Annotated in this window: 22 protein-coding genes; 4 read left to right on the top strand and 18 right to left on the bottom strand. The window is 71.1% G+C overall.

Going from position 1 to position 22,567, the window contains the following annotated elements:
- Positions 1–49 precede the first annotated feature (49 nt).
- Positions 50–1,828, top strand: coding sequence for a biotin carboxylase N-terminal domain-containing protein (locus tag M3666_RS14010; protein WP_251155533.1), 1,779 nt, complete (start codon positions 50–52; stop codon positions 1,826–1,828).
- Between the two features lie 84 nt (positions 1,829–1,912).
- On the opposite strand, the gene M3666_RS14005 is transcribed toward M3666_RS14010, so the two are convergent.
- The 17 genes from M3666_RS14005 to M3666_RS13925 all read right to left on the bottom strand — a co-directional run bounded on the left by M3666_RS14005 (position 1,913) and on the right by M3666_RS13925 (position 18,710).
- A complete protein-coding gene (locus M3666_RS14005) occupies positions 1,913–2,848 on the bottom strand; it encodes a hypothetical protein (RefSeq protein WP_251155532.1) in 936 nt (311 codons plus the stop codon).
- 272 nt (positions 2,849–3,120) lie between these two features.
- The gene (locus tag M3666_RS14000) at positions 3,121–4,767 is read right to left on the bottom strand and encodes a phospho-sugar mutase (RefSeq protein WP_251155582.1); all 1,647 of its coding nucleotides are present in this window, start codon (positions 4,765–4,767) and stop codon (positions 3,121–3,123) included.
- A 71-nt stretch (positions 4,768–4,838) separates the two neighbouring features.
- The gene (locus M3666_RS13995; protein ID WP_066655080.1) at positions 4,839–5,666 is read right to left on the bottom strand and encodes a purine-nucleoside phosphorylase; all 828 of its coding nucleotides are present in this window, start codon (positions 5,664–5,666) and stop codon (positions 4,839–4,841) included.
- Between the two features lie 32 nt (positions 5,667–5,698).
- Positions 5,699–5,977 carry a PTS sugar transporter subunit IIB gene (locus M3666_RS13990; protein ID WP_066655082.1) on the bottom strand — a complete coding sequence of 93 codons (279 nt, stop codon included), beginning with the start codon at positions 5,975–5,977 and terminating at the stop codon, positions 5,699–5,701.
- Positions 5,974–6,420 (bottom strand): PTS sugar transporter subunit IIA, encoded by a 447-nt coding sequence (locus tag M3666_RS13985; RefSeq protein ID WP_066655083.1) that lies wholly within the window; start codon positions 6,418–6,420, stop codon positions 5,974–5,976. The genes M3666_RS13990 and M3666_RS13985 overlap by 4 nt, the downstream gene beginning before the upstream one ends.
- Positions 6,421–6,422: 2 nt before the next feature.
- Positions 6,423–7,535: an adenosine deaminase gene (locus tag M3666_RS13980; RefSeq protein ID WP_066655085.1), complete on the bottom strand. Its 1,113-nt coding sequence runs from the start codon at positions 7,533–7,535 to the stop codon at positions 6,423–6,425.
- Between the two features lie 131 nt (positions 7,536–7,666).
- A complete protein-coding gene (locus M3666_RS13975) occupies positions 7,667–8,956 on the bottom strand; it encodes a thymidine phosphorylase (RefSeq protein ID WP_066655087.1) in 1,290 nt (429 codons plus the stop codon).
- Position 8,957: 1 nt separating this feature from the next.
- Positions 8,958–9,377, bottom strand: coding sequence for a cytidine deaminase (locus tag M3666_RS13970; protein ID WP_066658412.1), 420 nt, complete (start codon positions 9,375–9,377; stop codon positions 8,958–8,960).
- 127 nt (positions 9,378–9,504) lie between these two features.
- Positions 9,505–10,791: an ABC transporter permease gene (locus tag M3666_RS13965; RefSeq protein WP_066655089.1), complete on the bottom strand. Its 1,287-nt coding sequence runs from the start codon at positions 10,789–10,791 to the stop codon at positions 9,505–9,507.
- The gene (locus tag M3666_RS13960) at positions 10,788–12,134 is read right to left on the bottom strand and encodes an ABC transporter permease (RefSeq protein WP_235426344.1); all 1,347 of its coding nucleotides are present in this window, start codon (positions 12,132–12,134) and stop codon (positions 10,788–10,790) included. Before M3666_RS13960 ends, M3666_RS13965 begins: the two co-directional genes overlap by 4 nt.
- Positions 12,131–13,651, bottom strand: coding sequence for an ABC transporter ATP-binding protein (locus M3666_RS13955; protein ID WP_066655091.1), 1,521 nt, complete (start codon positions 13,649–13,651; stop codon positions 12,131–12,133). The genes M3666_RS13960 and M3666_RS13955 overlap by 4 nt, the downstream gene beginning before the upstream one ends.
- Positions 13,652–13,746: 95 nt before the next feature.
- Positions 13,747–14,817 (bottom strand): BMP family protein, encoded by a 1,071-nt coding sequence (locus M3666_RS13950; protein WP_066655092.1) that lies wholly within the window; start codon positions 14,815–14,817, stop codon positions 13,747–13,749.
- A 268-nt stretch (positions 14,818–15,085) separates the two neighbouring features.
- On the bottom strand, positions 15,086–15,445 hold the full coding sequence (locus M3666_RS13945; protein WP_251155531.1) for a hypothetical protein: 360 nt from the start codon (positions 15,443–15,445) through the stop codon (positions 15,086–15,088).
- A gap of 286 nt (positions 15,446–15,731) precedes the next feature.
- Positions 15,732–16,253: a hypothetical protein gene (locus M3666_RS13940; RefSeq protein ID WP_144411331.1), complete on the bottom strand. Its 522-nt coding sequence runs from the start codon at positions 16,251–16,253 to the stop codon at positions 15,732–15,734.
- A gap of 60 nt (positions 16,254–16,313) precedes the next feature.
- Entirely contained in the window at positions 16,314–16,709 is a 396-nt protein-coding gene (locus tag M3666_RS13935; RefSeq protein ID WP_209685131.1) for a hypothetical protein, read from the bottom strand.
- Between the two features lie 161 nt (positions 16,710–16,870).
- Positions 16,871–17,242, bottom strand: a complete 372-nt coding sequence (locus M3666_RS13930; RefSeq protein WP_066655099.1) for a hypothetical protein — start codon at positions 17,240–17,242, stop codon at positions 16,871–16,873.
- Positions 17,243–17,423: 181 nt separating this feature from the next.
- Positions 17,424–18,710: an alpha/beta hydrolase gene (locus M3666_RS13925; RefSeq protein ID WP_251155530.1), complete on the bottom strand. Its 1,287-nt coding sequence runs from the start codon at positions 18,708–18,710 to the stop codon at positions 17,424–17,426.
- Between the two features lie 40 nt (positions 18,711–18,750).
- On the opposite strand from M3666_RS13925, the gene M3666_RS13920 reads away from it, so the two are divergent.
- Positions 18,751–18,909: a hypothetical protein gene (locus M3666_RS13920; RefSeq protein ID WP_209685128.1), complete on the top strand. Its 159-nt coding sequence runs from the start codon at positions 18,751–18,753 to the stop codon at positions 18,907–18,909.
- 527 nt (positions 18,910–19,436) lie between these two features.
- Here M3666_RS13920 and M3666_RS13915 read toward each other — a convergent pair.
- Positions 19,437–20,552, bottom strand: a complete 1,116-nt coding sequence (locus M3666_RS13915) for a mannose-1-phosphate guanylyltransferase (protein ID WP_066655104.1) — start codon at positions 20,550–20,552, stop codon at positions 19,437–19,439.
- A 238-nt stretch (positions 20,553–20,790) separates the two neighbouring features.
- Here M3666_RS13915 and M3666_RS13910 point away from each other — a divergent pair, with 238 nt between their 5' ends.
- Both M3666_RS13910 and sdhC read left to right on the top strand, forming a co-directional pair.
- On the top strand, positions 20,791–22,029 hold the full coding sequence (locus M3666_RS13910; protein ID WP_251155529.1) for a glycosyltransferase family 1 protein: 1,239 nt from the start codon (positions 20,791–20,793) through the stop codon (positions 22,027–22,029).
- A 78-nt stretch (positions 22,030–22,107) separates the two neighbouring features.
- Positions 22,108–22,557 (top strand): succinate dehydrogenase, cytochrome b556 subunit, encoded by a 450-nt coding sequence (sdhC, locus tag M3666_RS13905; RefSeq protein ID WP_209685124.1) that lies wholly within the window; start codon positions 22,108–22,110, stop codon positions 22,555–22,557.
- Positions 22,558–22,567: the final 10 nt, after the last annotated feature.

The raw sequence follows: 22,567 nt of genomic DNA, 5'->3' as shown, positions 1-22,567 counted from the left end.
TACGTGCCGGTCAAAACCGGCCGCCGCTGCACGAATACGCTGACGTACCATGCCCCGTATCAGCAAGGTCCTCATCGCGAACCGCGGCGAGATCGCCGTCCGCATCATCCGCGCGGCCCGCGACGCTGGCAAGGCCTCGGTCGCGGTGTACGCCGACCAGGACCGCGACGCCCTCCACGCCCGCCTCGCCGACGAGGCCTACGCGCTGAACGGCACCACGAGCGCGGACACCTACCTCGTGATCGACAAGATCATCTCGGTGGCCCGCCGGTCCGGCGCCGACGCCGTGCACCCCGGCTACGGGTTCCTCGCAGAGAACGCCGACTTCGCCCGTGCCGTCATCGACGCCGGGCTCACCTGGATCGGCCCCTCGCCGGAGTCGATCGAGCAGCTCGGGGACAAGGTCTCCGCGCGCCACGTGGCCGAGAAGGTCGGCGCGCCGCTCGCGCCGGGCACCATCGAGCCCGTCGCGGACGCTGCCGAGGTCATTGCGTTCGCGGACGAGGTCGGTCTGCCGGTCGCCATCAAGGCGGCCTTCGGCGGCGGCGGCCGTGGCCTGAAGGTCGCACGCACGCGCGACGAGGTCGCCTCGCAGTTCGAATCGGCGACGCGCGAGGCCATCGCCGCGTTCGGTCGCGGTGAGTGCTTCGTCGAGAAGTACCTCGACAAGCCGCGCCACGTCGAGACCCAGTGCCTGGCCGACGAGCACGGCAACGTCGTCATCGTCTCCACGCGCGACTGCTCGCTGCAGCGTCGGCACCAGAAGCTCGTCGAGGAGGCCCCGGCGCCGTACCTGACGCCCGAGCAGCAGACGCGCCTGTACGAGTCGTCGAAGGCGATCCTGCGCGAGGTGGGCTACGTCGGCGCCGGCACGTGCGAGTTCCTCATCGGCGCGGACGGCACGGTCTCGTTCCTCGAGGTGAACACCCGCCTGCAGGTCGAGCACTGCGTCTCCGAGGAGGTCACGGGCATCGACCTCGTCCGCGAGCAGTTCCGGATCGCCGAGGGCGGCACGCTCGACTACGAGGACCCCACCCCGCGCGGTCACTCGTTCGAGTTCCGCATCAACGGCGAGGACCCGGGCCGGAACTTCTTCCCGGCACCCGGTCCGGTGCACGCGTTCACCGCACCGTCGGGCCCCGGCGTCCGCGTCGACTCCGGTGTGGTCTCCGGCGACGTCGTCTCCGGCTCGTTCGACTCCATGCTCGCGAAGCTCGTCGTCACCGGCGCCACCCGCGAAGAGGCACTCGAGCGGTCGCGCCGCGCCCTGGCCGAGTTCGAGGTCACCGGACTGCCGACCGTGCTGCCCTTCCACCGTGCGGTCGTGTCGGACCCGGCGTTCGCGACGGACGACGAGACGCCGTTCAGCGTGTACACGCAGTGGATCGAGACGGACTTCCAGAACGACATCCCGGCCTGGAGCGGTTCCCCCGAGGAGCTCCCCGCACCGGCCGCCCGCGAGAGCGTCGTCGTCGAGGTCCAGGGCAAGCGCATCGAGGTCACCATGCCCTCGATCGTCGGCGGTGGCGCTGCCGGTGCCGCCGGTCGGCGTCCGGCCGGTCCCTCCGCTCCCCCGAAGCGCCGGTCGTCCGGCGTGAAGGGCGGACTCGTGTCCTCGGGCTCGGTGACGTCCCCGATGCAGGCCACCGTCGTGAAGCTCGCGGTCGCCGAGGGTGACACCGTCGTGAAGGGCGACCTGCTCGTCGTCCTCGAGGCCATGAAGATGGAGCAGCCCGTCCAGGCCCCGCGCGACGGGGTCGTGACCGGCCTGAACGCCCCCGTCGGCCAGACGATCTCGTCCGGCCACGTGCTGCTCGAGCTCGCGTAGCGCGCCGCGCCGCTTCGAACCACGAAAGCGACGTCGAACCACGGCCCGACCCCGGTTCGACGTCGCTTTCGTGGTTCGTCGCGCTCACCACTCTGGCGTCACGCGGAGCCCACGACGCACCGGGACGCCGGCATCGGCCAGCATCGCGGGGAAGCGTCCTCCCGGAACGACGTCACGCCAGACCGGGCGGATGACGCCGCGCACCTCCGGGAGCGCTCGGAGGCGGTCCTCGCGGAGCTTCTCCGCGATGACGATCTCGTCCGCGGAACGCCCGCCGCGCAGATCGGGATCGCGGTACTTCGCGAGCCCGTCGAACTCGACGACGAAGCCCTCGTCAGGCAGCCAGAAGTCGACCCGGCCGATCAGACCGGTAGCGTCCTGGAACACCTGCTGCTGGACTGGCGGCGGGCAGCCGACGTCGTGCATGACCAGGTGCGTGACGCTCTCCCCCGCCGACTCGGACAGCCCGGACGCGAGCCCGAGCACCTGTCGCGCGCGTCGGTGCGCGCGGACCGGGAGCCGTCGCGTGAGCATCTCCTGGAGGTCCGACTGCTCCACGCCCCGACGGACGGCCGCGTCCGCGACCGCGAGCGCACGGCCACGGTCGTACCGCAGGAGGACGTCGATCGCCGTCTCGGGGACGTCGGTGACGACCAGTCCGTCGACGACCGCGGTGCGCACCCGACGGCCGGCACCCGGCACCTTGTCGACGTGCCGGGTCCGCTGCGTCGTCGTCCGGCGGGGATCGGTCAGCGTCACCCGGTCGGGCACGGGCAGGATCCACGGCAGACGATGGAGCACGACAGCGGATGCGTGGGACACCGCGGTCCCGGGTGCTCGCTCGTGCGCTGCCCTCGTCCGAGCGATGTGCCGCTCCCACTCGGTCGCCACGTCCCACTCGGCCTGGACGGCGAACGCCCCGTAGCCGATCACGACCAGCGCCCCACGCTCGACCATGCGCTGCTGGCGACGTGCCGCGGCCGGATCTGGGTGTTCTCGGACGACGTTCGGAACGGTCATCTCGTCAGGATGCCGATCATCGAGCTCTCCGACAGTGCTCGACGGCCGCGCAGTGAAGGACGCCTCCCTTCCACAGCGCCGTGACGACGAGTGACGAACCACGAATCCGACATCGAACCAGGCGCAGGGCGTGGTTCGATGTCGGATCCGTGGTTCGACAGCGCGGCGGCGAGCGGAGCGGAGCGGAGCGGAGCGGAGCGGCGGCGGCGGCGAGCGGAGCGGAGCGGCGGCGGCGGCGAGCGGAGCGGAGCGGCGCCGGCGCCGGCGCCGGGCTACGACACCAGCGGGCGCACGTCGGCGGCGAGGGCGTCGACGAGCGCCTGCGCCTCGGCCGGCGAAGCCGCCACCGTGTCGATGTAGACCTTCACCTTGGGCTCGGTGCCGCTCGGGCGGACGATGACCCGCGCGCCGCCCTCGAGGTCGTAGCGCAGGATGTCGGACGGGGGGAAGCCCTCCACCCCGTCCGAGTAGTCCGTCACCCCGGTGACCGTACGGCCGCCGAGCGACGAGGGCGCGGACGACCGCAGCGACGCCATGATCTCCCCGATCCGCGACAGGTCGTCCACGCGGGTCGACACCTGCCCGGAGGCGAACGCCCCGAACTCGGCCGCGAAGGCGTCGAGCTGGTCGGCGACGGTCCGGCCCTCGGCTGCGAGCGAGACGGCGAGGTCGAGCAGCGCCAGGGCCGCCGAGATGCCGTCCTTGTCGCGGACGACGCCGGGGTCGACGAGGTAGCCGAGCGCCTCCTCGTACCCGAACACCAGGTCGGGCACGCGGGAGACCCACTTGAACCCGGTCAGGGTGTCCCGGTACCCGAGCCCGTACCGCTCCGCGACGCGGGCGAGCGCGGGCGAGGACACGATCGACGCCGCAAGCACACCCGACCCGTCCGACGAGCCCGCGGCCTGCGCACGAGCGGCGGCCCGCCAGCCGAGCAACCAACCGACCTCGTTGCCGGACAGGCGACGGAACGAGCCGGCACCGTCGGGGATCGCCAGGGCGAGGCGATCGGCGTCGGGGTCGTTCGCGATGACCAGGTCGGCCCCGACCGCGACACCACGCGCGATCGACAGGTCCATCGCACCCGGCTCCTCCGGGTTCGGGAACGACACCGTCGGGAACGCGCCGTCCGGCTCGATCTGCTCCGGTACGACGGCGGGCTCGGCGAACCCCGCCGCGGCGAACACGGCTCGCGCGGTCTCCCACCCGACGCCGTGCATCGCCGTGTAGACGACCTTCGGTTGCGCGTCGATCGGGAGGGTCGGGGCCGGCACCGTCGCGGCGGTCGCGTCGACGTAGGCCCGGGCGAGCTCCGGACCGGCGACCGTGTAGTCGGTGGAGCGCACGAGGTCGCGGACGTCCCCCGCGGCGACCGCGTCGATCGCCGCGGCGATCTCGCCGTCGACCGGCGGGACGATCTGCGAGCCGTCGTCCTCGCCCCCGAGGTACACCTTGTAGCCGTTGTCCCGCGGCGGGTTGTGGCTCGCGGTCACCATGACGCCCGCGCCGACACCGAGGTGGCGCACCGCGAACGCGAGCACCGGCGTCGGGAGCGCGGACGGCAGGAGGGTGACCTCGAGCCCGAGGCCGCGCATGACCTCGGCGGAGTCGCGGGCGAAGACGTCGGAGTTGACCCGGCCGTCGTAGCCGATCACGACGCTGCGGTCACGACCGGTGTCGATCAGGAAGCGCGCGAGCCCCGCCGCGGCCTGCGTGACGACGACGCGGTTCATGCGCTGCGGCCCGGCGCCGAGCTCGGCACGGAGGCCGGCGGTGCCGAACTGCAGGCGACCGGCGAACCGCGCGGCGAGCTCCTCGGCGTCGCCGCGGTCGATCAGCTGCTGGAGTTCCGCACGGGTCTCGTCGTCCGGGTCCTGCTCCACCCACGCGCGGGCGCGGGACAGGACGTCCTCGTCCACGGCGGCGAGGGCACCGCCGTCACCGAGGTCGCCGTCCGCGATGGCGCCGTCCGAGGCACCCTCGTGCCGGGTCACAGCGCCGCCACCACGCGGGCGAGGAGGTCCGCGATGACCGGCTCGGCCTCGCGCCCGGCCTCGAGCACCTCGGCGTGCGAGAGCGGGGTCTTCTGGATGCCCGCGGCGAGGTTCGTGATGAGCGAGAAGCCGAGGACCTCCATGCCCGCCTGACGGGCGGCGATCGCCTCGAGCGCGGTCGACATGCCGACGATGTGCCCGCCGATGGTCTTCGCCATCTGCACCTCGGCCGGGGTCTCGTAGTGCGGGCCGCGGAACTGCGTGTAGACGCCCTCGTCGAGGGTGGGGTCGATCGACTTCGCGACCTCGCGCAGCCGTGCCGAGTACAGGTCGGTCAGGTCGACGAACGTGGCGCCCTCGAGCGGGCTGTCCGCCGTCAGGTTGATGTGGTCGCTGATGAGGACAGGAGTGCCGGGCGTCCAGTGCTCCTTGATGCCGCCGGCGCCGTTGGTCAGCACCATGACCGACGCCCCGGTCGCCGCGGCGGTGCGGACGCTGTGCACCACGCGACGGACGCCGTGGTTCTCGTAGTAGTGGGTCCGTGCACCGATGACGAGTGCGTGCCGGCCGTCCTGCAGACGGATCGACCGGACCGTGCCGGAGTGTCCGGGCACCGCAGAGGCGCTGAAGCCGGGGACCTCGGCCGCGGGGATCTCGGACACCGTCTCGCCGATGATGTCGGCGGCCTTGCCCCAGCCGGAGCCCAGGGTCAGGGCGATGTCGTGCCGCTCGATGCCGGACCGGTCGGCGATGACGGCGGCGGCGTCGCGGGCGACCTCGAACGGGTCGGCGGCGGGGTCGTTCAGCGGGTTCTCCGTGCTCATGCCCCAACTCTAGAGGCAGCGTCGGGAGCTGCTCAGTGCTCCCCGAGCGCCCGGTCGACCGCGGCCGTGATCTCGCCCTGGTCGAAGTGGTTCCGGATCACGATGACCTCGGCGTAGGTCTCCCCGATCGCCTCGACGAACTCCTGGCTGGTCAGGATCACGTTGGCGTCCTCGGCCACGGCGCGCACCGAGGCGACGTCCGCCGCGACGACCGACGCCGACAGCCCGAGCGTGGCGAGGGCCTTCTCCGCGTTCACCTTGAGGATCCCGCTGGACCCGATCCCCGCACCGCAGATCGTCACGATCTTCACGCCGACACCCCCATGATCGTCCGGACCTCGTCCGCCGAGCCCGCCGCCGCGAGCCGCGCGGTCACGGTGGCGTCGTTGAACGTGTTCGCGATGTCGCCGATCGACTCGAGGTGCGTCCCGACCTCGGCGACCGCGAGCCCGAGGACGACCGACACCGGGTCGTTGTGCGGGTGCCCGAACGACACCGGTTCGCGCAGGGTCACGACGGCCAGCCCGTCCCGCAGCACCGCCGGCCCCGGCCGGGCGTGCGCGAACGCGAGGCCGGGTGAGATGACGATGTACGGGCCGTGCTCCTCGACCAGGTCGATCATCGCGTCGGTGTACGGCGGCGTCGCCGACCCCGAGGTGACGAGCGCGGCACCGGCGAGCCGGAGCGCGTCGCGCCACGAGGACGCGCTCGCTCCGAGCACGACGGCGTCGTCCGGCAGCGGCGGCAGGGACATCGCTAGGCCTCCTGGTGTCCGGCCGTGATGGTCGCGATGATCTCCTCGCGGTCCTCGAGCGGCAGGAACGAGCCGAGCGCGGCGTTGATCTGGAACGCGGCGAGGTCGTCGAGGTCGTAGCCGAAGGTGCCGGCGAGCAGGGCGAGCTCGCGCGACAGCGACGTGCCGCTCATCAGGCGGTTGTCGGTGTTCACCGTCACGCGGAAGCCGAGCTGGTACAGCACGTCGAACGGGTGGTCGGCGAGGTCGTCGCCCCACGCGGCGATCGCACCGGTCTGCAGGTTCGACTGCGGCGCGACCTCGAGGGGGATCTCGCGGTCGCGGACCCACGACGCGATCTCGCCCAGCGACGCCAGCGTGGAGCCGTCACCGGCGTCCGACAGGGTGATGTCCTCGAAGATCCGGACGCCGTGGCCGAGGCGGAGCGCCCGACCGTCCACCAGCGCGGAGCGGATCGACGCCAGCCCGTCGGCCTCGCCGGCGTGGACCGTCACCGGGAACAGCTCGGATGCCAGGTACTCGAACGCCGCACGGTGGTTCGCGGGCGGGAAGCCTGCCTCGGCCCCCGCGATGTCGAAGCCGACCACGCCGCGGTCCCGGTGCCGGACGGCGAGCTCGGCGATCTCGAGCGACCGGTCCGCATGACGCATCGCGGTGACCAGCTGGCCGATCCGGATCGCGCCACCCGCGGCGTCGACCGCCTCCTCGATGCCGGCCTGCACCGCCTCGACCGTCTCGTCGAGCGTCAGCCCACCCCGCAGGTGCTGCTCCGGTGCCCACCTGATCTCGCCGTAGACCACCCCGTCGGCCACGAGGTCCTCGACGAACTCCTTCGCCACACGGTGCAGCTGCGGCGCGGTCTGCATCACCGACGTCGTGACGTCGAAGGTCTTCAGGTACTCGACGAGCGAGCCGCTGTTCGACTGCTCGGCGAACCACGCGCCGAGTGCCTCGGGGTCGGTCGTCGGCAGCTCGATGCCCGCCTCGTCCGCCAGGTCGACGATGGTCGCCGGGCGCAGACCCCCGTCGAGGTGGTCGTGCAGCGAGACCTTGGGCAGGTCGTCGATGACCGCTCCGGCGTCGGGCAGGCGGTAGGTCGGGGCGTCGGCGCTCATGCTCCCAGGCTAGCGGTGGTCGCCGACGCCGCGTCGGCACCTGTGCACAACAGACGGACGGACCGACTGGAGGCTCCCCACAGACGAGTGGGGAGCCTCCGGTCGGTGGGGCCGGGTGGCGGCCGCGGCGCTCAGCCGGTGATGCGCTCCCGCACGATGGGGCCGCGCTCGGGCGCGGACGACCCGATCGCCCACGCACCCTCGAGCGACTCCAGCGCGCGGTCGAAGCGCGCCGGCTCGTCGGTGTGGAGCGTCCAGAGCGGCTGGCCCGCGGTGACGGTGTCGCCGGGCTTGACGTGCAGCTCGATGCCGGCTCCCGCCTGCACCGGGTCCTGCGCGCGGGCCCGGCCGGCGCCGAGACGCCACGCGGCGATGCCGAACGGCAGGGCGTCCTGCTGGACGAGCACACCCGACTCCGTCGCCGTGACCACGTGTCGCTCGCGGGCGACCGGCAGGTCCGCAGCGGGGTCGCCGCCCTGAGCCTCGATCATCCGGCGCCACGTGTCCATCGCCCGACCGTCGGCCAGCGCTGCCGCCGGATCGGCGTCCGGCAGCCCGGCGAGCCGCAGCATCTCCGACGCGAGCTCGACCGTCAGCGAGACCACGTCGGACGGGCCGCCGCCGGCGAGGACCTCGACCGACTCCCGGACCTCGAGCGCGTTCCCGATCGTCAGGCCGAGCGGGACCTCCATGTCGGTGAGCAGCGCCGAGGTCGCCACGCCCGCGTCGTTGCCGAGGTCGACCATCGTCTGCGCGAGCTCCTTCGACGCCTCGTACGTCGGCATGAACGCACCGGAGCCGAACTTGACGTCGAGCACGAGCGCACCCGTGCCCTCGGCGATCTTCTTCGACATGATGCTCGACGCGATGAGCGGGATGCACTCGACGGTGCCGGTGATGTCACGGAGCGCGTAGAGCTTCTTGTCCGCCGGTGCCAGTCCCGAGCCGGCCGCGCAGATGACCGCCCCGACGTCGCGGAGCACCTCCATCATGCGGTCGTTCGAGATCGACGCCTGCCATCCGGCGATCGACTCGAGCTTGTCGAGCGTGCCACCGGTGTGGCCGAGTCCGCGGCCGGAGAGCTGCGGCACCGCCACCCCGAACGACGCGACGAGCGGCGCGAGCGGCAGCGTGATCTTGTCCCCGACGCCTCCGGTGGAGTGCTTGTCCACCGTGGTCTTGCCGAGGGCGTCGAACGACATCCGCTCCCCCGACGCGATCATCGCGAGCGTCAGGTCCTTGATCTCCCGCCGTTCCATGCCGTTGAGGAAGATCGCCATCGCCAGGGCCGCCATCTGCGGGTCCTCGACGTACCCGCGCGTGTACGCGTCGACGAGCCAGTCGATCTCGGCGGTGGCCAGGGCCTCGCCGGAGCGCTTGGTGCGGATGAGGTCGACGGTGTCGAAGGGCTCGACTGCCATGTCAGTGCTCCTGCTGGTAGGTCGCGAGGGTGCGGGGCCCGAACGCGTCGGGGAGCACCTGGTCGATCGTGCGGATGCCCGAGACCGTCTCGAGGAGCATGCCCTCGGTCGAGTGCTCGAACAGCAGCTGCCGGCACCGGCCGCACGGCATGAGCGTCGCACCGTCGCCGTCCACGCAGGTGAACGCGACGAGCTTGCCGCCGCCGGTCATGTGCAGCTGCGAGACGAGCGAGCACTCGGCGCACAGGGTGACCCCGTACGACGCGTTCTCGATGTTGCAGCCCGAGACGATCCGTCCGTCGTCGGTGAGCGCAGCAGCGCCGACCGGGAACGACGAGTACGGCGCGTAGGCCCGCCGCATCGCGGCGGTCGCAGCGTCCCGCAGGGCGCTCCAGTCGACGTCGACGCTCGCGTCGATCACGGTGTCAGGGTCGGACGGGAGGCTCGTGGCCGGGTCCGTCCAGGACGGCTCGCCGGTCGCGGGGCCGGTGGTGACCTCCTGGTCACCGGAAGGGTTCGTGTCGGTCATGTGCCGCGCCTCCAGGCCGTCAGCTCTTGGTGTACGGCTTGCCGGCGGCCGCCGGTCCGCGCGACTGCCCGACCAGGCCGGCGACCGCGAAGATCGTGACCACGTAGGGCAGCATGAGCAGGAACTCGCTCGGCACCGGCGAGTCGATCGCGCCGAGGATGTTCTGCAGGTTCGACGCGAAGCCGAACAGCAGCGCCGCGAGCGTCGCGCGGATCGGGTCCCAGCGACCGAAGATGACGGCGGCCAGGGCGATGTAGCCCGCGCCCGCGGTCATGTCCTTCGTGAACGGGCCGACCGCGTCGAGCGTGAAGTACGCGCCGCCGAGACCGGCGATCGCGCCGGCGAGCGAGACGTTCCAGAAGCGCGTCCGCGCGACGTTGATGCCCACCGTGTCCGCGGCCTGCGGGTGCTCGCCGACCGCGCGGAGGCGCAGGCCCCAGCGGGTCTTGAACAGCGCGAAGGTGACGACCGCGACCGCGACGTAGGCGAGGTAGACGACGACCGTCTGCTCGAAGAACACCGGGCCGATGACCGGGATCTGGTGCAGGACCGGGATCTCGAGCTTCGGGAAGCGCACGCCGATGTTGAGCGTCTGCTCGTTCGGCGAGAGCACCTGCGAGTAGAGGAAGCCCGTCAGGCCCGAGATGAACGCGTTGATGACGACACCGACGATGACCTGGTCGACCAGGTACTTGATGCTGAACGCCGCCAGGAGGAACGAGACGAGCACGCCGGCGACGAGCGCACCGACGAGGCCGACCCACGCGGACCCGGTCAACGAGGCGATCATCGCCGAGGTGAACGCACCGGCGAGGAACTGGCCCTCGATGGCGATGTTCACGACGCCGACACGCTCCGAGATGACGCCGCCGAGGGCACCGAACACGAGCGGGACGCTGAGGCCCAGGGCGCCCAGGAGCAGGCCCGGCACGGGGATGGTGTCCCCGGCGGCCGACCAGGCGAGGAAGCCGACGACGAAGACGACCGCGAAGACCGCGGTCAGCCAGAGCGGGATCCGGCGGTTCGCGCGGACCTCGACGACGGCGTACACGGTGGCGAGCGCCAGCAGGACGATGACGACGATGCCGGTACCGGTCGCGGGGAGCGGCACGTTCGGCAGCGCGAAGAAGTCACCGCCGTTCGCGAGCCGGAACGTGGTGTCGCCGGCACGGTGGAGCACGCCGAAGAACAGCAGCGCGAGCAGGGTGAAGACGCCGAAGCCGATCGGGGCCTTCCAGCTCCGGGTCGTCTCGATCGGGCGGTCGGACAGCGCCGGTGCGGGCGCCGCGGTGGTGGTGGTGCTCATGCGGCGACCGCCTTCCGGGAGTTCTTCGCGGCACGACCGCGACGACGCGCACCCGGCTGCGGGATGCGGAAGATCGCGCGGACGAGCGGCGGTGCGGCGATGAACAGGACGATGAGCGCCTGGATCACGCCGACGATGTCGATCGGGATGTCGTTCGCGGCCTGCATGGCGTAGCCGCCGTTCTTGAGGACGCCGAACAGGATCGCGGCCCAGAACACGCCCCACGGCTTCGAACGGCCGAGGAGGGCGACCGTGATCGCGTCGAAGCCGATGCCGGCGTCGATGCCCGAGGTGAAGCCCGAGGTCACGGCGCCCTGCACCTGGTAGGCGCCGGCGATGCCGACGAGCGCACCGGAGATGACCATCACCCAGATGGTGAGCGCGGGGACGCTCATGCCGGCGACGCGGGCGGCGCGCGGGTTCTCACCGATCGTGCGGAAGCGGAAGCCGAGCGACGACTTGTTGACGAGCCACCACACCACGACCACGGCGATGAGCGCGACGACGAAGCCGAGGTCGATGCCGTACCGGGGACCGAACAGCGCCGGGAAGACCGCGCTCTCCTTCGTGGCGGGCGAGATCGGGTTCGAGCTGCCCGGCGCCTGCAGCAGCCCCGGCGTGCGGAGCAGGTAGCTGACGAGGTAGAGCGCGACGTAGTTGAGCATGATCGTCAGGACGACCTCGTTGGCACCGGTGCGGGCCTTGAGGATCCCGACCAGGCCACCCCAGACCGCACCGCCGACGATGCCGGCGACGACGGTGAGCGGGATGTGGATCGCGGCGGGGCCGTCGAACGAGAAGCCGACCCAGCCGGCGGCGGCGGCACCGATGAGGATCTGACCCTGGCCGCCGATGTTGAAGAGGCCGGCCCGGAAGGACAGCGCGATGCCGAGGCCCGCGGCGATCAGTGGTACGGCGTAGTCGACCGAGCGCGTGATCGGCGCGATGGCCTGCGCGAAGGAGCTCGCGCCGAAGTTCACGACCGAGCCCTGGAAGAGCGACCGGTACGCGCCACCGACCGCGGTGCCGACGGCCTGGAAGGTGTCGGTGGGGCGGGCGAAGAAGTACCCGGCTGCCGCGCGGACGTTCTCGTCGGTGACGGCGATCAGGATGCCGCAGGCGACGAGGGCGAGGACGACGGCGAGGACGGTCACGAGCACGGAGCCGTTGACGATGCTCTGCAGCGCCGTGCTCCAGCGGTCACCGCCGGCAGCCCGACGCTCGGTGTCGTCCGCCGAGTCCGTCATGAGGTGTGTGGTGCCCTCGACGTCCTGCATGCGGTCGTCGGTGGGTGCCTCGGCCGGGGTCGCCGGCTGCGTGTTGTCTGGCGTGGGGGTGCTCACGCTGCCAGCTCCGTTCCTTCTGGGATCTCCCCGGCCATCATGAGGCCGAGGACGTCGCGCGGGGTGTCCGCGGGGACGATGCCGACGATGCCGCCGCGGTACATGACCGCGATCCGGTCGGCGAGCGCCACGACCTCGTCGAGCTCCGTGGAGACGACGATGACCGGGACGCCGGTGTCGCGGGTGGCGACGATGCGCTTGTGCACGAACTCGATCGAGCCGACGTCGATGCCGCGCGTGGGCTGCGCGGCCACGAACAGCCGCAGCTCGCGGCTCAGTTCGCGGGCGAGGACGATCTTCTGCTGGTTGCCGCCCGACAGCCGACCGGCCGCCGTGGTGCGGGACGGCGTGCGGATGTCGAACTCCGCGATCTTCTCGTCGGCGAACGCGTCGCGCTCGGCGGCGCGGATCGTGCCGGCCCGCACGAACTCGTCGTGGTCGGCGCGGTCGAGCATGAGGTTCTCGGCGATCGTGAACTCCCCGACCAGGCCGTCCTCCTTGCGGTCCTCGGGCACGAAGCCCACCCCCGCGTCGAGGACCTGCTTCACCGTGCGACCGGTGAGCTCCTTGCCGTCGAGCGTGATGCGACCCGCGTGCACGGGCTCGAGGCCGATGATCGCCTCGGTCAGCTCGGTCTGCCCGTTGCCCTGCACGCCGGCGATGGCGAGGACCTCGCCGCGGCGGACGGTGAACGAGACGTCGTCGACGAGCACGACGCCCGACGGGTCGGTGACGGTCACGCCCTCGACCACGAGCGCGTCCTCGCCGCCGGACGCGGGCGTCTTGTCGACGACGAGCGAGACGGCCCGGCCGACCATGAGCGCAGCGAGCTCGTTGTTCGTCGCGGTCGGCGAGGCCTCGCCGACGACCTTGCCGAGGCGGATCACCGTGATCCGGTCGGCGACCTCGCGCACCTCGCGCAGCTTGTGCGTGATGAAGACGATCGCGGTGCCGGCCTCGCGGAGCTGGCGCATGATGCCCATCAGCTCGTCGGTCTCCTGCGGCGTCAGGACCGCCGTCGGCTCGTCGAAGACGAGGACCTTCGCGTCGCGGGACAGCGCCTTGATGATCTCGACGCGCTGCTGCACGCCGACGGGCAGGTCCTCGATGCGGGCGTCGGGGTCGACGTCGAAGCCGAAGCGGTCGCTGATCTCGCGGACGCGCTTGCGGGCCCCGGCGAGGTCGAGGCGACCACCGAAGGTCGTCTGCTCCTGACCGAGCATGACGTTCTCGGCGACGGTGAACACCGGCACGAGCATGAAGTGCTGGTGCACCATGCCGATGCCGGAGCGCATGGCGTCGCCGGGGCCGTCGAAGTCCTGGACGACGTCGTCCAGGAGGATCTCGCCCTCGTCCGCCTGGTACAGGCCGTAGAGCACGTTCATCAGGGTGGACTTGCCCGCACCGTTCTCGCCCAGGAGGCAGTGCACCTCACCGGGTTCGACCGTGAGGGAGATGTGGTCGTTCGCGACCAGGGGGCCGAACCGCTTGGTGATTCCGCGGAGCTCGAGCTTCATGTTGTCTACTGCGTTCCTGTTGGTCAGCGCGTCACCCATCGGTGGACGCGCGGAAACGCGGGCGGAGGATCGATCCCCCGCCCGCGTTCACCCGACTACTTGTCCGACTGCGTCTCGACCGTGATCGAGCCGTCGATGATGCCCGACTTGATCTTGTCGAGCTCGTCCTGCAGACCCGAGTCCACCTTGGACTCGTAGTCGTGGAACGGCGCGATGCCGACGCCGTCGTTCTTCAGGGTGCCGACGTACGGCTCCTTCGAGAACTTGTCGTCCGCCGCCTGCTCGACGACGTCCTTGACCGCCGGGCGCATGCCCTTCATCACCGAGGTGAAGGCGATGTCCTTGTAGCGGGGGTCGGCCTCGTAGAGGTCGCTGTCCGCGCCGATCAGGACCGAACCGTTGTTCGCGTCCTTGATCGCCTCGGCGGCCGACTGGTAGATCGGGCCACCGACGGGCAGGATCACGTCGGCGTCCTGGTCGAGCAGGGTCTGCGCGACCGACTTGGCCTGCGTGCCCGCCTCGAAGCCACCGGTGAAGGAGCCCTTGCCGGTCTCGACGTTCCAGCCGACGACCTTGACGTCCTTCTTCTTCTGCTCGTTGTAGTACTTCACGCCGTCCGCGAAACCGTCCATGAAGATGGTGACGGTCGGGATCTGCATGCCGCCGAAGGTGCCGACGACGCCGGTCTTCGAGTAGGACGCCGCCGCGTAGCCGGCCAGGAAGGCGGCCTGCGAGGTGTCGAACGTGATCGGCTTGACGTTCTTCGCGTCGATCGAGTTGTCGTCGATGATCGCGAACTCGGTGTCGGGGTTCGCAGCTGCCTGCTTCTTCGTGGCGTCTGCGAGGTTGAAGCCGACCGTGATGATCATGTTGCAGTTCTGGTTGACGAGCTGCTCGATGTTCGAGTCGTAGACCGTGGCGTCCTTGGACTCGGCCTTGTTGTAGTCGGCGCCGAGCTCCTTCGCCGCGTCGACCATGCCGTCGAAGCCGAGCTGGTTGAAGGACTTGTCGTCGAAGCCACCGGCGTCGGAGACCATGCAGGGGCGGAAGTCGGTCTTCTTCGCCGAGGTGGTGTCGGACGGGGCAGCCGAGCAGCCGGCCAGGACGGCCATGGTGCCGGCGAGCGCGAGGCCGCTGAGCAGGACCTTGCGGGTACGAGATGTCACGGGTTGGTTCCTCCGGGGGGCGGTGCCCGGACCACGTGCGTTCCGGGCGATCGTGGCGACAGTACACGACCGTCGGGCCGGTACAGAACGCCCCTGAGGGACTCCTGGGATCAGTTACGGGATCGCGACCCCGCCGAAACGCGCCCGTAACGCCCACGTCCCCCGGGGGCCCGCGCCGGGGGACGATCCGGGGATTTCGTGGTGGAGCGCTACAGCAGGCGGGGCCCGCCGTCGATCGTGCACGGAAGCACCAGTCGACGGTCGCGCATCACTCGTCGGCCTGCTGCTCCGCGATGCGGTCGGCGTCGCCGGGGAAGCACAGGGACACTGCCTGGACCGTGGAGTTGCCGGGGTAGGCGTACGCACTGATCGAAGCGATCTGTTCACCGCCGCGCCCGAGCACCGCCGGTCCGTCGTCTGAATCACGGACGATGACCCGCAGCCCCTGCCCACGCCAGTGCTCCGCAATCCGGGCGCCGTCCTCGGACGGGTCACCCGCCAGCGTGCTCCCCGAGAGGTACCGCCACTGCGCACCCTGCTCGCCGTCGGACAGGACGCAGTCCTCGGGGTGGTCAGGTCCGGCTCGCGCCTTCCAGTGCCCGCCGAGGAGTCGGGTTGCATCGTCCACGGCGTCGATCATCTGCTGTTTCGCGGTCGCTGCATCCGGGTAGGACTCCGTTCGTCGGTCCGTCGCTGTGTCGGTCGCGCTGGGGACACAGCCGCGCAGCAGACCCGCGAGCGCGAAGACGACGGCGGAGCTCGCGACGATCCGCTCGCTGCTCCGGCGAACGGAGACCGCCGTGAACGATGCTCCGTGCGTCACCCGTCGGCCTGCTGCTCCTCGACCCGTGGTCGTGGTCAGACGACGCGCGGGCCGTCCTGCGTGCATGCGCATCCTCCTTCGACGGAGCGGATCAGGACCCGCTGCTCTGCTCCTCTTCGATCTCGTCGGCACTCCCCGCGAAGCAGAGCGATTCGGCCTCCAGCGTGTACTTGCCCGGGAACGCGTACAGATCGATCAGCGCGGTCGAGGCTCCACCCCGTCCGACGACGACCGGGCCGTCAGGATCCGCGACTCGTCCGACGGTCATGCCCGCGGACTGCCAGGTCTTCGTGACCGCCGCAGCATCGTCGTCCGGATTGCCCCCTCCGTCCGTCCTGGTGGTCAGGTAGACCCAGTTGGCTCCTTGTCCACCGTCGGGGAGCGTGCAGCTGTCGACGTAGTCCGGACCCTGCGTGGTGACCCATTCGCCCCCGAGCGCCGCAGCGGTCCTGTCGACGAGCTCGGTCATCTTCCGCTGAGCAGTCTCGGGGTCCACCTGGGCCGTCCTTCCATCGTCGGACAGCGTCTCGCCGACCGGAGGGTGTTGCGTGCAACCGCTGATGACGATCAGCAATGCGAGGGGTGTGAGGGCAACGCTCGTCAGGCGCCGCATGGTCAGCTCGGCAGACATTCGTCTCCTCTCGAGACGCTCCGGCGTCTCGTCCTCGGAGGCTCACTCGACCTCGTCGGCGTCGTCCTCGGCCATGCGGTCGGCGTCGCCGGGGAAGCACAGCGAGACGGCCTGGACGGTGTAGTTGCCGGAGACCGCGTAGAAGCTGATGGACGCGATGTCCCCGCCTCCCCCACCGAAGACCACCGGCCCGGTGCTCGTGTCCCGCGCGGTCACGCGCTTGCCCTGCGCACGCCAGTGGTCGGCCATCGCCGAGCCGTCTTCCTCCGGCCGCCCCTCGATCGCGCTCCCCGTCAGGTACCGCCAGTGTGCTCCGCGCTCCCCGTCCGGCAACGAGCACCGCTCCGCTGCGTCCGGTCCGGTCCGCGCCGTCCACACTCCGCCGAGGAGCTCGGTGGCGTCGTCCACAGCGGCGATCATCTGTTGCTTCGCGGTCACTGCGTCCACGATCGGATCCGTTGCGCTGGCCGTCCTCGTCTCGACCGCTCGGGACGCACACCCGGTGCTCAGTCCCGCGAGCGCGAGGACGACGATGAGGCTTGCGAGGTCGCGCGCGCTGATCCGGCACGGCCAGGACACCACGAACCCGGGATCGCGGGTCATTCGTCGGCCTGCTGCTCCTCGATCTCGTCTGCGTCGCCAGCGAAGCACATCGAGAGCGCTTGGATGCTGTAGTTGCCGGGGAAAGCGAAGAAACGGATCATCTCGACGCGATCGCCGCCGCGAGCGACCACCGCCGGCCCCTTGGAGTCAGCGAGTCGGTCCACGGTCAGACCGGCGGACCTCCAGACATCGGAGGCAGCAGCAGCGTCCGCCTCGACGTCGGCGGACTCTGCTCGAGCAACTCGGTACACCCACCGAGCTCCTTCCTCGTCGCTCGACAGCTGGCAGCTCTCGACGTAATCGGGAGACGTCCGCGTCTCCCATTCGCCGCCGAGCGCGGCCGTTGTCTGATCGACGATGTCGATCATGTTTCGCTTCGCAGTGTCTGCGTCCACGGAGGACGTCCTCTCAGTCGGTCGGGTTGCATCATGCTGCTGCCCGGCACATCCGGCGGTCACGACGACGACTGCCAGTAGCGCCGCCGTCGCCGCGAGTGCGCGACGAGCACGGTGTCGTGCGTTCATGTGCCTCCTCCTTCGTCGGACCGGGTCATCGATCTCGCGCCCCGGTCAGCAACTCGTCCTGACCTGTGGTGGCGAGTGCCACGTTGTGCAGTGACTCGGTACCACGGTCCAGGTAACCTCGGTGGTCCTTGAACACCGGGGCGTGATGCAGGACCGACGCAAGGGTCTGCCCCTCGCTCCCAGTCCCGCCGTCGGCGCCGAACACGGTCGCTCCGAAACCCTGCGCGGTCGGGTCGACGCGATGGGCGAGGCTCTTCTCCCGGCCGAACGTCGCCCATTCGTCACCCTGTCCGGACTCGCCGGTGGGGCCGTCCTTCGCCTGAGCCGCGAAGACCTGGTCTGCGTGCAGCTGCTGCGCATCGTCGAGACCATCGGGCAGCCCGGCAGAACCCAGTGCGACGAACCGATCAACGTGGACACCCCGCTCGGCCAGAGCCACAGCGCCCGCGGTCGTGCCGTAGGAGTGCGCCACGACGTTCGTCTGCACGTCATCAGTTCCGCGGACGGCTGAGAACCCGCGGATCGAATCTGCGAGACGCTTGCCGCCCTCCTTCGCCTTGGCCATGAGGAGCACATCCTGTGGTCCCGGGGTGGTGTAGCCGACCCAAGCGACGACTGCTCGATCCGAAGGGTCTGCGACGTCTGTGGTGTCCGCAACGTCCGTTTGCTCATCGGCGATGTTCTGAGCGGCCCTCGCCCACGTCGTCATGTCCGCTGTCGTGGTGTCCATACCAGGGACAGCCCAGGTCGCTGACTTCGCACGGTCCAGATCGCCGATCGAGACGGCAGCGAGCGGCGGTCGATCGTCGGTGAGTGCGATGAGGAAGCGCTTGCCGTCGGAGCCCTTCTTCGTCAACGCAGCATTGACGTTCCGGAGGGCCTTGCGGTCCGCGTACCGCGCCGTCAGTTCCCGCGCCAACACCCGTGAGCCGTCACCCGCCGATGCGACCGTCCGCTCCAGCTGCTCGATCTGGCGCTCCACGTCGACCAGTCGCTGGTTCAGCACGAGGGCGTTCGCCGTACTCCGCGCCCAGTACGGGACACCCTCGAGGTTCCCGAGTCGCGCGAGCACGTCCGTCGGGAAACCGTCGAACACGCTGGCGTCGGCCGTCGTCAGCCCGAGCGCAGCCCAGCGCTCCGCGACCTCCGTCGGCGTCAGGTGCTCCGCGAACAGCCGTTGGAGGGCAGGCGCCGCCTGTCCGGTCGCCGCGATGTCGAGAGCCGCGTTCGACAGCGACCCACTGCCGCCGGCGGCCTCGAAGGCGTCGGCGATCCTGCCGATCCAGCTCCGATCCTCGTCGTTCTCGCGCACGTAGCGCGCGAAACCCGCCGGCATGCTCGCGCGGTCGACCGTGACCCAGGCGCAGGAGGACCGGAAGGAGGACCACGCCGATCGCACGCGCTCGGACTCGGCCGACGCGGTCGTGTCCGGTCCCGAGGTCGTCGTCACGAAGGCCCGGAGCGCGCTCGGATCGGCAGAACTCCTGCCACGGCTCGCTCCGTCGCCGTAGCGCGCACGCTCCCGACCGCGGAACTCGGCGTCGACCTCCGGCCTCGGCTCGGGTTCGGTCGCCGGCTCGGGATCGGTGAAGCGCTCCAGTGCGTCGACGACCGATCGTCCTGCGGACCGGCGAAGGCCTCGGCCACGGACGCCGCCCGTTTCCGGTCGGCGTCACGCGCCTTCCAGTCGGCGTGGTCACGCTGGCGCTCCCGTTCGCGCTCCGCAGCAGCGACCGCGGCGTCGATCTGGTCGGCGAGGTCGACCAGCACGCCCGCCAGTCGTGCCCGGTCCTCGGCCTCGACCACGGCCGCCTCACGGAACCGGTCGGCGTACGAGCCAGCAGCGTCGTCGAGCGCGGATGCGACGGCGCCCGACCGCGGACCGGCCTGCCCTCGCAACGTGTCAGCGGCTCGTCGCGCGACACGTGCGAGCGCACTCGCGTCCGAAGTCTCGAACTGGATGTCCCCCATCAGCACTCCCCCGAGTCAGCCCGGCCCCCGCGACCGGAACATCACCGTACACCAGGTCGGCGGACCGTCAGAGCACGTCCCCCCGACCGCTCAGCTTCAGTGCGTCCACCACACCCTTGACCCGCTGCGCGTTCGCGCTCGTGGTGACGAGCAGCGCGTCCGGGGTGTCGACGACGACGATGTCCTCGACCCCGATGAGCGAGATGAGCCGCTGGCTGTGCGCCACGACGATGCCGCTCGACGAGTCGGCGAGGATCCGCGCGCCGTCGCCGAGCACGGCGAGGTTGTTCGCCCGCCCGCCGGACTGCAGCTTCGCGAGCGAGGCGAAGTCGCCGACGTCGTCCCAGTCGAAGTCGCCGGGCACGACGGCCATGCGCCCCGCGGCGGCGGCAGGCTCGGCCACGGTGTAGTCGATGGCGATCTTCTCGAGCCCCGGCCAGATCGCGTCGACGACCGCGCCGCGCGAGGAGGTGTCCCACGCCGCGGCGAGCTCCTCGATGCCGGCGAGCAGCTCGGGCTTCGTGCGACCGATCTCGGCGAGCAGCACGTCGGCCCGCGCGATGAACATGCCAGCGTTCCAGAGGTACGAGCCGTCCTCCAGGTAGCCGCGGGCGGTGTCGAGGTCGGGCTTCTCGACGAACGACTTCACCGCGTGCACCGTCGACGCACCCTCGACCGGGAGCGCGGCGCCGTCGGCGTGGATGTAGCCGAAGCCGATCGCCGGCTCGGTCGGGGTGATGCCGATGGTCGTCACGTACCCGGCGCGTGCGGCGGCGACGGCTTCGCGCACCGAGCGGCGGAAGCCCCGGGCGTCACCGATGACGTGGTCCGCCGCGAACGAGCCGATGACCACGTCCGGCTCACGGCGGCGCAGGATGGCGGCGGCGAGCCCGATGGCCGCGGTCGAGTCCTTCGGCTCGCTCTCGAGCACGACGTTGTGGTCGGCCACGCCGGGCAGCTGTGCCTCGACGGCTGCTCGGTGCGCCCGCCCGGTCACGACCATGATCCGCTGCTCGCCGGCGAGCGGCGCGAGCCGGTCCCAGGTCTGCCGCAGGAGCGACGCGCCGGAGCCGGTCAGGTCGTGCAGGAACTTGGGCGCGTCGGCGCGCGAGAGCGGCCAGAGGCGGGAACCGATGCCGCCGGCCGGGATGATCGCGTAGAAGTCCTCGAGTGCGTCTGCCACCCGCTCACCGTACCGGTGTCGCCGGACGTGACCTGGACGCCACCCGGACGACCGCCGCACCGCTCCTGCGGGTGCCCGCAGCGGCCGCTCGCACCGGGACGGGCCGCAGCCGACGGGACCACCGTGCCCCGCGCCTCCCGACCGGCTCGCAGCGCAGCGCGAGTTCACCGGCTGCGCGCCGCCCGTTCACCCGCACCGCCCCGGCCGGTCACGGCGCGCGCGGACCATGGACAGCACCATGAGCGCACGCAGCGTGGAGCGCGGCACGTCCCAGCGGACCGTCGCCGTCGTGACCGAGAGCTTCCTGCCCACCCTGAACGGCGTCACCACCAGCGTCCTGGCGGTCCTCGACCACCTGGAGCGCCGCGGCCACCGCGCGGTGGTGATCGCCCCGGACACCCCCGGTCTCGCTCGGTTCCGCTCGGGGACCCGGGTCGAGCGCTACCGGTCATTCGACGTGCACCGGGTGCCCGCCGTGGCATACCGGCAGTTCCCGGTCGCGCTCCCCCACCCCGTGCTCGACACGATCCTCGCCGCCTCCGGCGCCGACGTGCTGCACGCGGCGAGCCCGTTCCTGCTGGGCGGTCGCGCGATCACGGCGGCCGGGAGGCTCGGCATCCCCTCCGTCGCCGTCTTCCAGACCGACGTGGCCGGGTTCGCCCGCCGCAACGGGCTGACCGCGACCGTCCCGTTGGTCAGGAGGATCCTGGGCCGCATCCACGCGGGGGCGTCGCTGACGCTCGCCCCGTCCAGTGCGACCGCGGCGATGCTCGCCGAGGACGGCGTGCCCCGCGTCGCCCGCTGGGGCCGCGGTGTCGACACCGACCTGTTCCACCCGGACCGACGCCGTTCGGCGGCGGTCCGCGCAGCCCGACGTCGGATCGCTCCCGACGGCGAGACGATCGTCGGCTACGTCGGTCGGCTCGCACCCGAGAAGGAGGTCGACCGGCTCGCGGAGCTCGGCGGTGTGCCGGGGGTCCGGATCGTGGTCGCCGGCGGCGGTCCGTCGCGGCCGTACCTCGAGCGTCGGCTGCGACACCTCGACGTCACCTTCACGGGACCCCTGCGCGGCGACGCCCTGGCCGACGCCTACGCGCTGCTCGACGTCTTCGTGCACACGGGTCCGGCCGAGACCTTCGGGCAGACCCTGCAGGAGGCCCACGCGAGCGGCCTGCCGGTCGTCGCGCCGGCGTCGGGCGGCCCGATCGACCTCGTCGCGCCCGGCCTCGACGGCGAGCTGTACGACCCGGACGTGCCCCAGGCACTCCGTCACGCCGTGCTCGGGCTCGTGACGGACCCGGCGGCGGCCGCACGGATGGGCTCGGCCGGGCGTCTCCGGGTCGAGGGCACCACATGGGAGGCCGTCGGCGACCAACTCCTCGCACACCACGACACCGCCCGCACGATCGGTGCCCCGCCGACCCTGTCCCGGACCCTCCGTGTCGGGTGGGACGAGAGTGTCAGCGCACGCGCATAGGATGGGACGTGTTCCACACGAACACGAACGGCAAGGGCTCGCCGATCGGACGAGCCCGTCCTATGGGAGGACTCGCTCATGGCCGAGCAGACCGCAGGCGGGACGACGATCGTCGAACCGAGAGTGACGATCGAGGCGCCCCGTGCGTCCCGGAAGCTCGAAGGAACGCTGTACCGCGGGTCCACGGGGATGTGGTCCTGGGTGCTGCACCGCATCACCGGTGTCGCGATCTACTTCTTCCTGCTCGTGCACATCCTCGACACCGCGCTGGTGCGCCTGTCCCCCGAGGCGTACAACGCCGTGATCGGCACCTACAAGACGCCGATCATGAACATCGGTGAGATCGCGCTCGTGATGGCGATCGTCTTCCACGCGCTGAACGGGCTGCGGATCATCCTGGTCGACTTCTGGTCGAAGGGGCCGAAGTACCAGCGCGCCATGTTCTGGATCGTCCTGGTCGTGTGGGCCGTCCTGATCGCGGGCTTCCTGCCCCGTCAGCTCATGAACCTCGTCGCGGACTTCCAGTAGGCGAAGGGAC

Source organism: Curtobacterium sp. ODYSSEY 48 V2, assembly GCF_023712625.1.
Lineage (GTDB): Bacteria > Actinomycetota > Actinomycetes > Actinomycetales > Microbacteriaceae > Curtobacterium.
Note: the sequence above shows the minus strand (reverse complement) of the source record. Positions and strands in the feature narration are given on the sequence as shown.

Bases quoted from the DNA above. Each gene is read 5' to 3' on its own strand.
- M3666_RS14010 (WP_251155533.1), top strand. From the start codon at position 50: ATGCCCCGTATCAGCAAGGTCCTCATCGCGAACCGCGGCGAGATCGCC.
- M3666_RS14005 (WP_251155532.1), bottom strand. From the start codon at position 2,848: ATGACCGTTCCGAACGTCGTCCGAGAACACCCAGATCCGGCCGCGGCA.
- M3666_RS13995 (WP_066655080.1), bottom strand. From the start codon at position 5,666: ATGAGCACGGAGAACCCGCTGAACGACCCCGCCGCCGACCCGTTCGAG.
- M3666_RS13985 (WP_066655083.1), bottom strand. From the start codon at position 6,420: ATGTCCCTGCCGCCGCTGCCGGACGACGCCGTCGTGCTCGGAGCGAGC.
- M3666_RS13980 (WP_066655085.1), bottom strand. From the start codon at position 7,535: ATGAGCGCCGACGCCCCGACCTACCGCCTGCCCGACGCCGGAGCGGTC.
- M3666_RS13975 (WP_066655087.1), bottom strand. From the start codon at position 8,956: ATGGCAGTCGAGCCCTTCGACACCGTCGACCTCATCCGCACCAAGCGC.
- M3666_RS13965 (WP_066655089.1), bottom strand. From the start codon at position 10,791: ATGAGCACCACCACCACCGCGGCGCCCGCACCGGCGCTGTCCGACCGC.
- M3666_RS13955 (WP_066655091.1), bottom strand. From the start codon at position 13,651: ATGAAGCTCGAGCTCCGCGGAATCACCAAGCGGTTCGGCCCCCTGGTC.
- M3666_RS13940 (WP_144411331.1), bottom strand. From the start codon at position 16,253: ATGCGGCGCCTGACGAGCGTTGCCCTCACACCCCTCGCATTGCTGATC.
- M3666_RS13930 (WP_066655099.1), bottom strand. From the start codon at position 17,242: ATGATCGACATCGTCGATCAGACAACGGCCGCGCTCGGCGGCGAATGG.
- M3666_RS13910 (WP_251155529.1), top strand. From the start codon at position 20,791: ATGAGCGCACGCAGCGTGGAGCGCGGCACGTCCCAGCGGACCGTCGCC.
- sdhC (WP_209685124.1), top strand. From the start codon at position 22,108: ATGGCCGAGCAGACCGCAGGCGGGACGACGATCGTCGAACCGAGAGTG.